This window comes from Lysinibacillus sp. YS11 (genome assembly GCF_002896375.1).
Classification (GTDB): domain Bacteria; phylum Bacillota; class Bacilli; order Bacillales_A; family Planococcaceae; genus Lysinibacillus; species Lysinibacillus capsici.
Window position 1 is genome coordinate 427,559 of sequence record NZ_CP026007.1, and the last position, 15,836, is coordinate 443,394.

Below are 15,836 nucleotides of genomic sequence, written 5' to 3' on the forward strand. Positions count from 1 at the left end.
TTTCTTTAGAAGATTATTCAAGTGCTTTAAGCAATATGATTGATAAGTATAATGGTATAATCAATTAAATTATAGAAAGAAAGTAGAGGACTTGGTTATGCCAAAAGTAATCGGCGCTGTTCTTTTAATTAGTATTTATAGTGCTTTGACTTTCTATTTAGGGTGGGGAGTAAAGCAGTGGCTTGTAGCAATGGGGTGGTTTCGTTTTCCAGTATTATTTTGGATCGTGCTGTATATGGTTGCTTTTAGTATTATAATCGGAAGATTACACGAGTCATTACGTGTGTTTTCTGTAATCAGTAATTATTGGATGTTTATCTTTGAATATGGCTTATTGCTATGTTTAGTTGCACAATTCATTATTTGGCTTACACCTTTTAAAAACGTGCAAATAATAGGTAGTATAGCAGTAGCTATCCTATTCTTGTTAAGTATCATTGGCTCCTATTTAGCCTACTCTCCAGTTGTTCGTCATTTAGAAATAACTGTTGATAAACAAGATAGTGACTTAAACACACTAAGAGCTGTTGTAGCATCTGATTTTCACTTAGGTGTTTTATCCCATAAACGACATTTACAACGTTTTGTCAGCTTAGCTAATGAAGCACAACCAGATATCGTGTTGTTAGCTGGGGATATTGTGGACGATGACCCTAAATGGTTTGTTCAAGAGGGTATGGCAGATGTCATGAAACAATTAACATCTACATATGGAACATATGGTATATTAGGTAACCATGAATATTATGGCAAAAAAATTCCTGAATTTATTAAGGAAATGGAAAATGCCAATGTGAAAATGCTCCTAGATGAAACAATTCTTATAGAAGATGCGTTTATATTAACAGGGCAAGAGGACAGAACGAATAAAGAAAGAAAACCACTTGAGGTGCTAAAGCCTTCTGCTAATTTACCATGGCTTGTAATGAATCATACACCTGACGATTTAAACACGCCTTCCCAAATGGGCGTTGATTTACATATGTCTGGTCATACACACAAGGGACAGCTGTGGCCGAATCAGTATATAACAGCTCGTGTATTTGAACTGGATTATGGTTATAAGTTGAAGGAACAGATGCATACACTTGTTTCATCAGGCTATGGCTTCTGGGGCCCACCGATGCGAATTGGCAGTAGATCAGAGCTTTGGGTAGTAGATATAACATTTAAATAGTATGTGATAATCTAACAATCGGCTTCTTAGGTGAAAAGGCAGTAGTATATAAAAACTTAGTATTTTATAATAAGTGGGTATTTGATTAAAAAAGGTAAGGTGACATGGTGGAAATTATAGAGTTATTAAAAGCATTAATATTAGGCTTTGTCGAGGGTATGACAGAATTTGCACCAGTATCTTCTACGGGACATATGATTATCGTGGATGATATGTGGTTAAAGACTGAGGAGTTTTTAGGGAAATATCCTGCCAACACATTTAAAATTGTTGTACAACTTGGTTCCATATTAGCGGTTATCGTAGTTATGTGGAAACGTATGCTAAGCTTAGTTGGTTTATATAAAATTGAAGGTCAAGCTAAGTCCATAAATGGCCGCTTTAACTTATTGCATGTTATTGTTGGTATGCTACCAGCAGTTGTCTTAGGTTTTGCATTCAAGGATTTTATTGACGACCATCTTTTTAAAGTAGAGCATGTTGTTTATGCACTAGTGGCAGGAGCAATTCTGATGATTGCTGCAGATAAGTTGGCACCGAGAAAACCAAAAGTTGATTCTTTAGATAAGATTTCTTATGGTTTAGCATTTAAGGTAGGACTTGTACAATGCCTATCACTATGGCCAGGTTTTTCTCGTTCAGGTGCAACGATTTCGGGTGGGGTACTATTTGGTATGAGTCACCGTGTTGCAGCCGATTTTACATTCATTATGGCTGTGCCAATCATGGCAGGAGCTAGCCTCGTATCCGTTTTGAAAAACTGGGATACTTTATCAATGGACTATTTTGGCTTTTATGCTGTAGGATTCATTAGTTCGTTCGTCTTTGCATTATTGTCCATTAAGTTTTTCTTAGCGCTTATTTCAAAGGTAAAATTAATGCCTTTTGCCATTTATCGTTTAGTTTTAGCAGCAGTTCTTTGCGTTATCATTTTCATGTAAACAATAAGTCACGCTTCTTCTTCAAGAAGCAGTGGCTTTTTTTGCGTTAAGATTATTGAATCATATATCCATTTTTTCAATAAATTGATAGAAAATGAGCATAAAGAATCATGTTAAAGCATAAATTAATAGCGAATTATAATAATATTAGACAACATTTACCTACATATTGTTCATTTAGATGTTTTGAGATTATAATTGATACATAAAGTGTCTAATTATTTGTTGTTTTTTTATAAAAAGTAGGAATATAGACTTATTAAGATATATGATTAAATATATGAGGTGGAGAAAATGTTTCAACTTATCAATAGATCTAAGAAAAATACAATTGAAATAAGCAATGAAACAACAATCGGTATTTTTATAGAAGATCCAGACCGTTTACTACAATTAAATCTTGTAGGGTTAAGTGTGCATGATCTTCAGCTGATTAATAGTTTAAAACCATATGTAGAAAGAAATGTAGTAGAAGTGGTAGCGGCATTTTATCATGCAATAGAAAGTGTTCCTGCCTTACAAAAGGTTATTCAATCACATAGCTCCAGCGAACGTTTACGTCAGACATTACGTCACCATATTATTGAAATGTTTGAGGGACGAATAGATGAAGCCTTTTTAGAGAAGCGAAGACGTGTGGCAAAAATGCATGTAAAGATTAATTTATATCCGAAATGGTATTTAGCTGCATTTCAAATACTTGAGAAATCACTTCGCAAAATAGTCTATGAACTACGATTACCAAAGGGCGAAGAAGAGAAGTTTTGTGATGCTATCAGTAAAATATGTAATTTTGAACAACAAATCGTTTTAGAAGAATATGATAGCTATGCAAGTATACTAATTGAAACACAACGTAATAATGTTAGGGACCATGTAAAGGATGTTATAGGCGGAATTTCTACACAATTAGAGGTTCAATCACAAACTACAACTGAAACAGTAACAGAACTTGTATATAGCGCAAAGCGTGTCAACGCTTCTTTGAAGGAAAGTATGTATGAAGCAGAATCAATGCAAAAAGTGTCTAATGAAGGCTATACTAAAATAATATCTATTAATGAACAAACAGGGAAGATTCATCATAAGACCGTTGAAATGGCAAATATGGTGGAGCAATTAGATGCATCCTCTTCGAAAATAAATGCCGTTGTAGAAATTGTGAAAAGTATTTCTGGGCAAACAAATTTACTTGCGTTAAACTCTGCAATTGAGGCGGCACGTGCCGGTGAGCATGGTAAAGGCTTTGCAGTTGTTGCAAACGAAGTACGCAAGCTTGCGGATCAAACGAAAAGCTCTGTTGAACAGATTGCTGAGTTAATCATGACGTCAAATGGTATCACAACACAAGTTGTACAAGCAATTCAGAACATACAGGAACTTGTAAATAGTAGTATCGAACGTAATGCTGAATCTCTAAAAGCTTTTGATGCGATTTCGGGTTCTGTAGAAGTTTCGATCTCAAATTTCCAAAAAGTCGATAATCAAGTATCTGAATTAGCTACTATTATTGAATCGATTGGTGAATCTTCGGAAGAATTAGCGAGGGTGGCTAATCGCTTAAATACAACAATAAGAGAGTTTTAAAAGAAATATAGCTATGCATACTATCTATGCATAGTTTTTTAGTATGTGAATTAGGATAAAAGGTCTTATTTTATGGATAAATCAACTAAGAGGCTGATGAATTAGCTAATAGCAAATTTTATAGAAAGAGGAAGATTACAAAACCCTAGAAAATGCTTGTTTTAAGTGTTACGCTATAGGCGAATTAGGGAATTGAGTAGAGGGGTGTTTGGAGCATGAAAAAGAAATTATTTATAACACGTAAGTTTCCTACACATATTGTTGAACTGCTACAGGAGTTTTATGAAATCTCACAATGGGATGAGGAAGAAATTGTGATTCCACGTGAAAAATTGCTCGCAGCTGTCGCTGACTGTGAGGTACTGTGGGTAACGATAGCTGACCAAGTAGATGAAGAATTACTTTCGCATGCACCCAACTTAAAATTAGTGACGAATTTAGCAGTTGGATATAATAATATTGATGTGAAGGCTTTAAAAAAACGAGGCATTATGGCGACAAATACGCCTGGAGTTTTAACTAATACAACTGCGGATTTAGTATTTGGCTTACTGCTTGCAACTGCTCGTAGAATTCCAGAAAGTGAAAGATATTTACGTGAGGGCAAATGGAAAAGCTGGTATCCAATGCAACTGGTTGGCAAGGATGTTTCAGGAGCCACAATTGGCATTATTGGCATGGGGAGAATTGGCCAAGCTGTTGCTAGAAGAGCAAAAGGGTTTGATATGAAAATCTTGTATAATAATCGCAGACGTCGTCATGAAGCAGAAGAAATGTATGGCTTCCAGTATGTTTCGCTGGAGGATCTATTAAAGCAATCTGATTTTGTTGTGATTATGACACCTTATAATAGTGATACGGAAGGACTCATTGGTGCAAAGGAACTTGCTTTGATGAAAGAAGATGCGGTATTAATTAATGCCTCACGTGGTGGAATTATTGATGAGGATGCGCTATACGATGTTCTTAAAAATGGGAAGCTTTGGGCTGCAGGACTAGATGTGTTTGAACAAGAGCCGATTGCGATGGATCATCCCTTATTAACACTTCCAAATGTAGTAGCTCTGCCACATATCGGTAGCGCGTCATTAGAAACGAGAACGGCTATGCTAATGTTAAATGTAAAAGCTTTGACTGCTTATGGACAAGGCAAGGCAATATCCAATCGAATTGATTAAAAAGAGGAGCATATCGGTGAAAGATATGCTCCATTTTTTTATCTATTGAATAAATCGAATAAGCCGCCGATACCGCCTTCACCTTTAGATTGACCGCCTCCACCTTGCGAAATAGGGGCAGCTGCAAAGACACGACTGGCTAAACGGCTAAATGGTAATGATTGTACCCACACTGTTCCAGGACCACGTAATGTAGCAAAGAAGATTCCTTCGCCTCCAAACAGGGCTGTTTTTACGCCTCCAACCATTTCAATATCGTAATCCACATTGGATGTCATTGCTACAAGACATCCTGTATCCACACGTAAAACTTCACCCGGTTGTAATGTTTTTTCATGAATGGCTCCTCCTGCATGAACAAATGCCATGCCGTCACCTTCTAGCTTTTGCATAATGAAGCCCTCACCACCGAAGAAGCCTACTCCAATTTTTTTCTGAAATTCAACGCCTACAGAGACCCCTTTAGCAGCAGCTAAGAATGCATCTTTTTGACAGATAATTTTACCGTTTAATTGGCTTAAATCCATCGGAATAATCTTCCCTGGGTATGGTGATGCGAAATAAACATGCTTCTTACCTGAGCCAACGTTTGTGAATGTTGTCATGAATAAACTCTCACCTGTTATTAGGCGTTTTCCGGCACCTAATAATTTACCCATTAGACCACTTTGTGAGCCACCTCGTGAGCCGTCACCAAAAATAGTTTCCATATGGATCGAATCATCCATCATCATTAACGCTCCTGCTTCTGCAACAACTGTTTCCTGAGGGTCAAGCTCAACTTGCACATATTGCATGTCGTCACCAAATAACTTGTAGTCAATTTCATGATTATTCATAAAGGGATTCCTCCAAAAATAAATTTAATGATATTGTATACGATTATAAGTTACATTGGTTTCAATAGAAAATTAAATATTTTAGAAAAAAAGGGAATTAGTTAGAAAATGTCGAATATAAAAAACTAGAATGTGTATTATTTATTTTCATTTAACTAAGGGTATTGTGAATATACATAACCTTAAGAGGCTTCTAAATTTAGAAGTCATCCTCTATATTGAGGTAAGGAAGTTAAGTGGAAATAAAGCCTCTGGCAGTTGTCACCGATTATTATTGAAATGCTAGTATTACAAGGTGTGGTGTATATTGAAAATTCGGAATTTTGACATATTTTATCTCCGCTCACTCCAAGATTCCTAATGAGACATTTTTTCTTTTGGTGGGGAGCAACTATTGATGTATGGAGATAAAGCCACTGGTAGCTGTCACGAATAGTGAAACGTGTAAGAACATTCCACTGCTCGGACGCAATTATTCCAAGGCGAAATGGATTCTGGTTAAATTCATAGACTTATACCTATGGAATACGACTGGTACAACAGCTGAGGCATCATAGAGTATTTCAGGGGGTGTATGTAGTGGAGATTAAAAACTATATCGGTGGTAAATGGATCACACATTCACATTTACAAAGTATAGCAGTGACGAACCCTGCAAACGGTGAGCAGCTTGCTACCATTCCACGCTCTACTTCGAATGAGGTAGGCGAGGCTGTAGCTGTTGCTAAACAAGCACAAAAGAGCTGGGCACTTATACCAGCACCAAAACGTGCAGATTATTTATATGCCATCGGTCAAAAAATGAAAGAGAAAAAAGAACATTTGGCGACCGTTTTAACAAAAGAAATGGGCAAGGTCATTGAAGAGGCTAGAGGAGAAGTCCAAGAAGGAATTGACATGGCATACTATATGGCTGGTGAAGGACGTAGATTGTTTGGTGAAACAACACCGTCTGAGCTTGCCAATAAATTTGCTATGAGTGTAAGGGCACCTATAGGCGTTGTAGCACTCATTACACCTTGGAATTTCCCTGTTGCTATCGCCACATGGAAGTCATTTCCTGCCATTGTTGCAGGGAATACATTCATTTGGAAACCGTCTAATGAGACTCCAATGATGGCCTATGAAATGGGTAAAATCTTTGAGGAAGTAGGCTTACCAGATGGTGTCGCTAATATCGTATTTGGTACAGGACCTACAGTAGGCACAGCATTAATTGAACATCCTGACGTCAAGGTTATTTCTTTTACAGGTTCTACAACAACGGGCAGTAAAGTAGCTGAGCTTGGCGGGAAGCATTTGAAAAAGGTTTCTTTAGAGATGGGTGGCAAAAATGCTGTTATTGTCATGAATGATGCTGATTTACAGCTAGCTACAGAAGGGATTTTATGGAGCGCATTTGGTACTGCTGGGCAAAGGTGTACAGCATGTAGTCGAGTCATTGTGCATAAAGATGTAAAAGAACAATTAGAGAAACGTCTCTTAGATGAAATGCAAAAGCTCACAATTGGGGATGGTCTAGATGAGGGAGTAAAAATCGGGCCAGTGATTAATAAAGCAGCATTGGAAAAAATTAATCACTATGTACAAATAGGTAAACAAGAGGGTGCTACATTATTAGCAGGTGGCAGGATACTAAATGAACCACCTTATGATAAAGGGTTCTATTATGAGCCAACATTGTTTACAAATGTGAAGCCTGACATGATTATTGCTCAAGAAGAAATCTTTGGTCCAGTCGTATCTCTAATTGAAGTGGCAAGTTTGGAAGAAGCAATTGAAGTAAATAATGGTGTGAAATTTGGCTTATCTAGCTCAATATTCTCCCAAGATGTCAATACAATTTTCCGCGCACAACGTGATTTAGATACAGGTATTGTTTATGTAAATGCTGGAACAACAGGTGCTGAAATCCATTTGCCATTCGGAGGTACTAAAGGGACAGGAAATGGACACCGTGATTCAGGTGTAGCAGCCCTAGATGTATACACAGAGTGGAAGAGTATTTATGTAGACTACAGCGGTAAATTACAAAGAGCACAAATCGATACAGAGTAACAGATCAACGAAAGGGGATGTTCTTGATGAAAGTTGTTGTATTAGGTGCAGGTTTAATGGGGAAAGAGGTAGCTCGTGATTTAATAAAAAACGATAAAGTGGAGCGTGTGTATTTAGGTGATATCGATGTAAAAGTTGCACAGGACTTTGTAGATACGCTAGATACAAATAAGGTAGAAGTGGTAGAGCTACACGCAGAACGTGACGATTCATTAATGAGTGTTATTTCGAAGGGGGATGTTGCCGTCAATGCATTGTTTTATTCGTTCAATGAACGAGTAGCAAGAGCAGCTATTGAGGCAGGCGTCCATTCCGTTGATTTAGGTGGTCATATCGGTGGCGTTACAGAGAAGATATTAGATTTACATGAGGAAGCAAAGGCAAAAGGTGTTACAATCATTCCTGACCTAGGTGTTGCTCCCGGCATGATCAATATTCTAGCGGGCTATGGTGCTTCAAAATTAGACGAAGTAGAATCTATTAAACTATTTGTTGGTGGTATTCCAACTGAGCCAAAGCCTCCGCTTCATTATACACGCGTGTTTTCTTTAGATGGCGTTTTCGATCATTATACTGAGCCTTCAAAAACGATTCAGAAGGGCAAGCTTGAAGAAGTTCCATCCCTATCAGGCGTTGAACCTATTTATTTTGATGATTTCGGTGTGCTTGAGGCATTTTATACATCTGGTGGTATCTCCACATTGTATAAGACATTCCCGAATGTCCGCACATTAGAATATAAAACCATCCGTTATAAAGGCCATGCTGAGAAATTTAAACTTTTAGCAGACTTAGGCTTCCTTGATTCTGCGAATAAGGTAGAAGTGGATAATCAAGAAGTGCCTGTTCGTGCAGTCGTACGAGAGGCACTCAAAAAGAAGCTTGAATTGGGCTCAAAACCTGATGCTGTATTGTTACGTGTTATTGTAGCAGGTGAAAAGGCCCAACAGCAGGTGACATATGAATATGAAATGGTTGTACGTAAAGATATGACAATTAATGAAACAGCTATGGCCCGTGCTACGGCAAATACGATTTCAGTTGTTGCTCAGATGATTGGTGCCGGTGCTATTACAGAGCATGGTGTATTCCCGCCTGAAGCAATCGTGCCAGGTGATACGTATATTGAAGAGATGGCTAAACGAGGTGTTGTCATTAAAGAGACATCACATAAGTCTGCTATGATTGTGAAATGGTAGGTGCTGACCATGAACTTTGAAATGTCCACTGAGCAGGAAATGCTAAGAAAAACAGTAAGACAGTTTGTTGATGAGGAAATCATTCCCTATATTGCAAAATGGGATGCTGAAGGTGGCTTTGATGCTAAAATTTGGTCCAGACTTGCTGAGCTTGGCTTAATGGGTGTTTGTGTTCCTGAACAATACGGAGGTAGTGGCATGGATTATAATGCACTTGCTATCGTATGTGAGGAGCTTGAACGGGGAGATACGGCATTTCGCACAGCCGTATCTGTTCATACAGGTTTAAATAGCATGACCTTAATGCAGTGGGGGACTGAAGAGCAAAAGCAGAGATACCTTGTTCCGCAAGCTAAAGGTGTACGGATTGGAGCTTTTGGTCTCACAGAACCAGGGGCTGGGTCTGATGTAGCTGCCATGTCAACAACTGCTGTCCGTGATGGGGATCATTATATCCTCAATGGGCAAAAAACGTGGATCTCTTTATGTGATATTGCAGACCACTTTATCGTATTTGCCTATACAGACAAATCGAAAAAACATCATGGAATTAGTGCGTTTATTGTAGAACGTTCCATGGCTGGCTTTACATCTAAAGCGATAAAAGGAAAATATGGTATTCGTGCTGGTAATACAGGTGAGCTCTTTTTTGAAGATTTACGCGTGCCAATTGAAAACCGACTTGGTGAAGAGGGCGAGGGTTTCAAAATTGCCATGTCTGCGCTAGATAATGGTCGATTTACAGTAGCAGCAGGTGCTGTTGGTTTGATCCAAGCTTGCATAGAGGCTAGTGTGAAATACTGTCATGAACGAGAGACATTTGGTAAACCTATTGGTGAGCATCAGCTTGTCGGACGAATGATTGCTAATATGGAAGCAGGCTATCAAATGAGTCGTCTCCTTGTCTATCGTGTTGGAGAATTGAAAAATAAAGGTGTTCGAAATACTCGAGAGACATCATTGGCAAAATGGCAGTCTTGTGATTTTGCGAATAAGGCTGCGGATGATGCGGTCCAAATTCATGGAGCCTATGGCTATTCAGACGAGTATCCAGTTGCCCGTTATTTAAGAAACTCCAAAGCACCAGTCATTTATGAAGGGACTCGCGAAATTCATACTATTATGCAGGCAGATTATGTATTGGGAAGACGACAAGATAAGCCATTAAAAAATATGTTGCCTAAATGGCCATTTGAAGAATAGACGAGAGGGAAGTGTTTCCCTCTCGTTTTTTATTGTGCCTCAACATACTTAGAAAATTTCAGAAAAATGTAACTTTCCTCTTTTTTACTAGTCTAATTAATAAACAAGTATATGAAGGAGAGGAAAAATGATGAAAAGTAAATGGTTCGCAATTATGCTGATTATCGTTATAGCTATCGTGCCTGGAATTTTTACATTGATAGTGAATACAGATGTGACGGCAAAGGCGGCTAGCGCAAGTATGGCAACACAAAACTGGCAAGCATCTTTTTCAGTTGCTTTAAAGAAAAACAAAATAACTGAGGAATATGTCTATATCACTACGGAAAAAGGAAGCAAAGTACCTGCAACAATTGAATTGTTGGAAGATCAAAAAACGATAGTGGTGAAAAAGTTAGCACCAGGTAATTATCAATTGCATGTAAAAAAGGAGGCCTTTGCACAAGGCGGACTGAATGTAGCTTCACAGACAATTCCATTTACAATTATCGAGACATTAACAGCCGTTAAATCGGAGAAAGAGTTACAGCAGTATTTTAAAAAGTTGTTAACAACTCAAAGAGTAGAAATTAGAGAAGAAGAGAGCTTACAAAGTACAGCAAGTGAAGATAAAGCAACAGCTAATAATGAGTCTACAACTAATAATCAAGTAGAGGGGGTAGAAGAGGGTGACATTGTAGTGGTAAAAGATGACTTTATTTACACTGCAAAAGATCAGAGCATTACAGTGGTGAATGCTAAAGATCCTAAGAATTTAAAGATGGCTACAAGTATCAAATTAAAACATTCCCAATATATTTCTAAGCTTGCCCTATATGACAATCTATTAATTGCCATCGGGGATCAATATATTGAAAAAGCAGGCACAGCTATGGTAACAGCCTCAATTTATGATATTTCAAATCCAAGCAATCCAAAGCATGTACGTGATGTTGGGCAAGAAGGCTTCTTGCAGGATATTCGCATAACGAATGACACATTATATTTAATCGGTAATATGTATCCAAATTACTGGATGCTACAAGAAGACAATAAAACCGATTTAAAGCCTAAAACATTTGATAGTATGGCAGGAACAGAGTACCAAAGTCTTCCTTTAGAAAAAATCTCAATCTTACCAAATACGATGGATGGTACCTATAGTTTAATTACAGCTGTCGATTTAAAAAATGGAGCTAAGACAACTGCCAATACGAAAGGGTACTTAGGTGGAAGTAGTGGTCTTTATATGTCAGAGAATGCCCTGTATTTAACGACACCAATGTATGAAAGTAGTATTGATGTTTCATCAGAAAAGCGCGTTATGGATATGATTTGGTTACCGAGGTCAGCCGACACTCAAATTTTCAAGTGGAATGTAGATGGAACGACTTTGAACTTTGTCGGAAGTACGGAAGTAAAGGGAACTGTGTTAAATCAGTATTCAATGGATGAATATAAGGGGAACTTCCGGATCTTTACAACAGAAGGTAATACGTGGAATGAGAAAAGTACTTCCTATAACCATCTCTTTATTTTGGATGAACATTTAAAACCGCTTGGTGCAGTAAAAGATATGGCGCCTGGAGAAAAGATATATTCAGCTAGATTTATGGGAGAAAAAGCATATGTGGTGACATTTAAACAAGTGGATCCACTATTTGTCATTGATGTAGCGAATCCGAAAAAGCCTGCTGTACTAGGGGAATTGAAGATTCCTGGCTTCAGTAATTACCTACATCCATTAGATGATACGCATTTAATTGGTATTGGTTATGATACGGAGCAACGCTATGATTCGTATACGAAACGTAATTTTACTGTGACAACCAATATGAAGATGTCCCTATTCGATGTATCAGACTTCCGAAATCCGAAAGAACAATCAACCGTAAAAATTGGTGGGAAAGGTTCTTCCTCTGAAGTGCAATACAATCCTAAAGCGCTATTCCGCAATAAGGAATACAACTATTTTGGCTTCCCTGTAGTACTGTATGAGGCAGGTAAGGGAGACGAAGTTGTCTATCAAGGTCAAGGTGCTCAAATTTATGAAATTACTGCAGAGAAAGGGATAGTATTGAAAGGAAATATAATCAATCGTAATAATAATGAGTCCTATGAAAATTGGGAGCAAGTTGTACAACGTGTTGTCTATATAGATGATACGCTGTATACAATAGCGCGTAACGAGATAAAAAGCTATCAGTTAAATGACTTCAAGCCTTTAGATACATTAACAATAAAATAATAAGAAAAACAAAACAGTCAATTGAAATGTATCAAGTAGCCTTCTACTCCAATCCTGTATCTTTAGCAACGGTTTTCAAATATAGTGAAGGTGTTCATTATTCTTTATGAAGAGGTGTTGTCACCCATCATCCTCTGATAATGGGCTATTTGATCGCTATGCTACTATGAAAAAGTAAAGACAATTTGCAGAATGGTTGATTGGAGTGGAGCCAGCGTCACTCCTAGGGGATTTAGCGTCACTGAGGAGACCCTGGATGAACGTAGGTGAGTGAAGCGGCTCATCGGACCCCCTGGAAAGGACGCTGGCGGAACAGAAGTCAACCTCTCGCCTTGCAAAGTTGCTTTTTCTGCCGTTGACATCATCTTTTTCAACAAAAAAGAAAGTCCAATGAATATGGAGAAATTCATTGGACTTTTTGTTTATTACTATTGTCGATATGGCAGTATCTCGGATACAGTCACAAATTCATAGCCCTGCTCTTGTAAATAGGCAAGAACAGCGTCAAGTCCGTCTGCAGTGGATTGATGAATATCATGCATTAAGACAATGGCATTATTGTGTAAATTATTTTTTACGTGTGGCAATAGCTGCTGTGCATTTCGATGTTTCCAATCCAATGTATCAATTGTCCATAGCACAACAGGGATAGGAATCTCGGCATTAATTGTGTCATTAGTTGCACCGTATGGTGGTCTAAAAACTGTGGCACCTTGATTGATTGCCTTCTCAATTTCAGTGGCAGTCGTGTTATATTCTTTCATCACTTGTTCCTGCGTAAGCTTTGTTAAGACAGGGTGGTTCCACGAATGGTTTCCAATTTCATGACCGCGCGCAAGAACATCTTTTACGATGTCAGGATAGTATTGTACACGACTACCGAGCATGAAGAAAGTAGCCTTTGCGTGATACTTATCAAGAATATTTAAAATTTGCTCCGTCACTTTTGGGTGTGGACCATCATCAAATGTTAAAGCAATACGTTTTTTATTCGGATCACCAGTTGGTGGTGGATTAATTGGTTTTACATTTTCCATTGCGATTTGAAATTCGGAGGCTAACAAAGGGTTAATAAGCGAAAGGGGTAGTTTCACTATTGGGGTACCTGCTGCTCCACTAGCAATCTCATATTCATCGAAATAGATTTGTAATGAATCATCAACAATAGCAAAGCGATTGAAGTTAGACCATTTTGGTTCGGTAGCTTTTAATAGTTCATCGTTGAAAAGCTCATCCTTTAATTGGAGGTTTTTTTGCAAATCTTTTCGGACGTTTACAGCCAACGTAGATAAGTTATTCTCATCATTTTGTAGAAGCGTTTGGATCGTAATTTGTTCGCCCGTTTCGTTGTTAATGAAGAATGTTTTTGTGGAGACTTCGTGATTGGCTCCACCTACATATAGCATTTTTGTTAGCACAAAGGAATAGTAATGCTCTCGGTACGGAAAAGTTTCTAGACTAATATTTAATTCACCCATAGCATCTGTATCTTTATTTTTCTTCATCGATGTTAGATAGTTTTCTTTTGAATCCGATATGTATTGTAATACGGCATCATTAAAAACCTCGTTATCTGTTTGTGGGTAATGTATAGCAAATGGTGTTCGTTTGTCATTTGAAACGTCTGTAACAATACGTATGCCTGGAAACGCAGAACTTTCGGTCGATAAATGACTATTCACCGATTCCGTCTCGGATTCTTTTGAAGCACTAATCTTTTGAAACTTAAAGTCATCCTTTGAAAGGATAATAAAAAGTATAATAGTTGTTAAGGTCACAATAAGGCTAAGTAATAAGAAATCAATTATTGGACCGCGTCTTTTTCTGCGTTCCTGCATGGTTTTGGATACGCTCCCCTCTTTTTTTATTTTCTATACAATCAGACGTGCCAGTCATTAAAAAAGTTATACAAATCTAGAATCTTTTTATGTAATTATGTGGAAATTTATTAAGATCGCTTTTTCTTCAAGAATTAGCGAATTAATTGTAGTTGTACTTCTATTTAAGAGGTTGTAAAATACCTACTAAAATAGAAAAAACACATGCGTAATATTAGTGTAACTGTAAAAATAAATTGAAAGATAATCCATTGCTTAAGAAAAAATTTTCAGTTGAGTTTTTATTGGCAGTTCGTTAATATTGGCAAGGAACCTTTTGAAGGAGGCAGATAGCTGCAATGGTCTTACAAGATGCGGATAATGAACTTACGATTGACTGTTTGTTGCTTGCAGGACGCATTATGATTGAAAGTGGTGCCGAAACATACCGTGTTGAGGATACGATGCTGCGTATGGCACATTCTCAAAATATGCCAAATGCTCAATGTTATGCCACACCAACGGGCATCATTTTTTCGTTAGGCAAGACACAGCCAACAAGAATTACATCAATTCCCAGTAGGGTTACAGATTTGCAAAAAATCGCCTTGGTAAATTCAGTATCTCGTAGACTCACATCTCAAATCATAACATTAGAAGAAGCTTATGACGAGTTAAAGTCGATACAAAAAACAAATTATTTTTTACCAACTTATTTGCAAGTTTTGGCAGCTGCGCTTGCTAGTGGTTGTTTCCTTATTATGTTTAAGGGTGGATGGTCGGATTTTCCGATAGCTTTTTTGGCAGGCGGGCTCGGTTTCCTAGTATTGGTAATCATTAATCATTTAACAAGGGTAAAGTTTTTTTCTGAATTTACTGCATCACTCGTCCTCGGCTTTGTTGCCTTCTTTGCAGTAAAGTATGGTTATGGTACTGAACTTGATAAAATTATTATTAGTTCCGTCATGCCACTAGTACCAGGTATTTTGATTACAAATGCTGTACGTGATTTAATGGCAGGTCATTTTATGTCAGGGATGGCAAAGGGAGCAGAGGCCTTTTTAACAGCCTTTGCTATTGGTGCAGCAATCGCCGTCACACTAGGATTTTAGGAGGCGGATAATATGCAGATGATGGACATTATTATACAATTAATAGTTAGTTTTTTTGCGACAGCTGGGATTGCCATTATTTTTAATGTTCCTAGAAAAACACTACTTCATTGCGGACTCGTTGGGGTAATTGGCTGGATTATATACTATGTTCTAACAGAGCAAGGCATGGATGTTGTCAAAGCTTCTTTCTTTGGCTCATTTGTCATTGCCATCGTTGCTCATTTATATGCCCGACGCTTTAAAATACCCATGATTATTTTTATTGTTGGGGGAATTATACCATTAGTACCAGGGGGCATGGCTTATAATGCAATGAGAAATGTGGTAGAAGATGATTACTTACAAGGCTTGCAATATGGCTTAAAGGCATTTTTAATTACAGGTGCTATTGTTATTGGACTAGTTTTTGCAGAAGTAATTATCCAACTCATATTCCGCTCAGTTCGTTCCAGTAAAGTAAAATTACAAAAGGTTTATAAAAAATAGAAGGAGACT

General features: G+C 37.7%; 12 protein-coding genes. 10 read left to right on the forward strand and 2 right to left on the reverse strand.

Annotation, left to right across the window (positions count from 1 at the left end; genetic code table 11):
* Positions 1–97 precede the first annotated feature (97 nt).
* The 4 genes from LBYS11_RS02030 to LBYS11_RS02045 all read left to right on the forward strand — a co-directional run bounded on the left by LBYS11_RS02030 (position 98) and on the right by LBYS11_RS02045 (position 4,883).
* Complete coding sequence (locus LBYS11_RS02030) at positions 98–1,177, forward strand: metallophosphoesterase (protein ID WP_066038436.1); 1,080 nt, start codon at positions 98–100, stop codon at positions 1,175–1,177.
* 104 nt (positions 1,178–1,281) lie between these two features.
* Positions 1,282–2,118, forward strand: a complete 837-nt coding sequence (locus LBYS11_RS02035; RefSeq protein WP_175400802.1) for an undecaprenyl-diphosphate phosphatase — start codon at positions 1,282–1,284, stop codon at positions 2,116–2,118.
* A gap of 294 nt (positions 2,119–2,412) precedes the next feature.
* On the forward strand, positions 2,413–3,705 hold the full coding sequence (locus tag LBYS11_RS02040) for a globin-coupled sensor protein (protein WP_103117366.1): 1,293 nt from the start codon (positions 2,413–2,415) through the stop codon (positions 3,703–3,705).
* A gap of 215 nt (positions 3,706–3,920) precedes the next feature.
* Entirely contained in the window at positions 3,921–4,883 is a 963-nt protein-coding gene (locus tag LBYS11_RS02045) for a 2-hydroxyacid dehydrogenase (protein ID WP_004229713.1), read from the forward strand.
* A 38-nt stretch (positions 4,884–4,921) separates the two neighbouring features.
* On the opposite strand, the gene LBYS11_RS02050 is transcribed toward LBYS11_RS02045, so the two are convergent.
* Positions 4,922–5,722, reverse strand: a complete 801-nt coding sequence (locus LBYS11_RS02050) for a TIGR00266 family protein (RefSeq protein WP_004229711.1) — start codon at positions 5,720–5,722, stop codon at positions 4,922–4,924.
* A 579-nt stretch (positions 5,723–6,301) separates the two neighbouring features.
* On the opposite strand from LBYS11_RS02050, the gene LBYS11_RS02055 reads away from it, so the two are divergent.
* From LBYS11_RS02055 to LBYS11_RS02070, 4 genes are all read left to right on the forward strand, one after another.
* A complete protein-coding gene (locus LBYS11_RS02055) occupies positions 6,302–7,780 on the forward strand; it encodes an aldehyde dehydrogenase family protein (RefSeq protein WP_004229708.1) in 1,479 nt (492 codons plus the stop codon).
* A 26-nt stretch (positions 7,781–7,806) separates the two neighbouring features.
* On the forward strand, positions 7,807–8,979 hold the full coding sequence (locus LBYS11_RS02060) for a saccharopine dehydrogenase family protein (protein WP_048393296.1): 1,173 nt from the start codon (positions 7,807–7,809) through the stop codon (positions 8,977–8,979).
* A gap of 9 nt (positions 8,980–8,988) precedes the next feature.
* Entirely contained in the window at positions 8,989–10,182 is a 1,194-nt protein-coding gene (locus LBYS11_RS02065) for an acyl-CoA dehydrogenase family protein (RefSeq protein ID WP_048393298.1), read from the forward strand.
* A gap of 127 nt (positions 10,183–10,309) precedes the next feature.
* Positions 10,310–12,409, forward strand: coding sequence for a beta-propeller domain-containing protein (locus LBYS11_RS02070; RefSeq protein ID WP_233732369.1), 2,100 nt, complete (start codon positions 10,310–10,312; stop codon positions 12,407–12,409).
* Between the two features lie 428 nt (positions 12,410–12,837).
* Here the strand turns inward: LBYS11_RS02070 and LBYS11_RS02075 are convergent, their stop codons facing one another.
* Positions 12,838–14,247, reverse strand: a complete 1,410-nt coding sequence (locus LBYS11_RS02075; RefSeq protein WP_048393300.1) for a polysaccharide deacetylase family protein — start codon at positions 14,245–14,247, stop codon at positions 12,838–12,840.
* Positions 14,248–14,585: 338 nt separating this feature from the next.
* On the opposite strand from LBYS11_RS02075, the gene LBYS11_RS02080 reads away from it, so the two are divergent.
* Both LBYS11_RS02080 and LBYS11_RS02085 read left to right on the forward strand, forming a co-directional pair.
* Positions 14,586–15,338 (forward strand): threonine/serine exporter family protein, encoded by a 753-nt coding sequence (locus tag LBYS11_RS02080; protein WP_009371811.1) that lies wholly within the window; start codon positions 14,586–14,588, stop codon positions 15,336–15,338.
* Positions 15,339–15,350: 12 nt separating this feature from the next.
* Entirely contained in the window at positions 15,351–15,827 is a 477-nt protein-coding gene (locus LBYS11_RS02085) for a threonine/serine exporter family protein (protein ID WP_081010948.1), read from the forward strand.
* Positions 15,828–15,836: the final 9 nt, after the last annotated feature.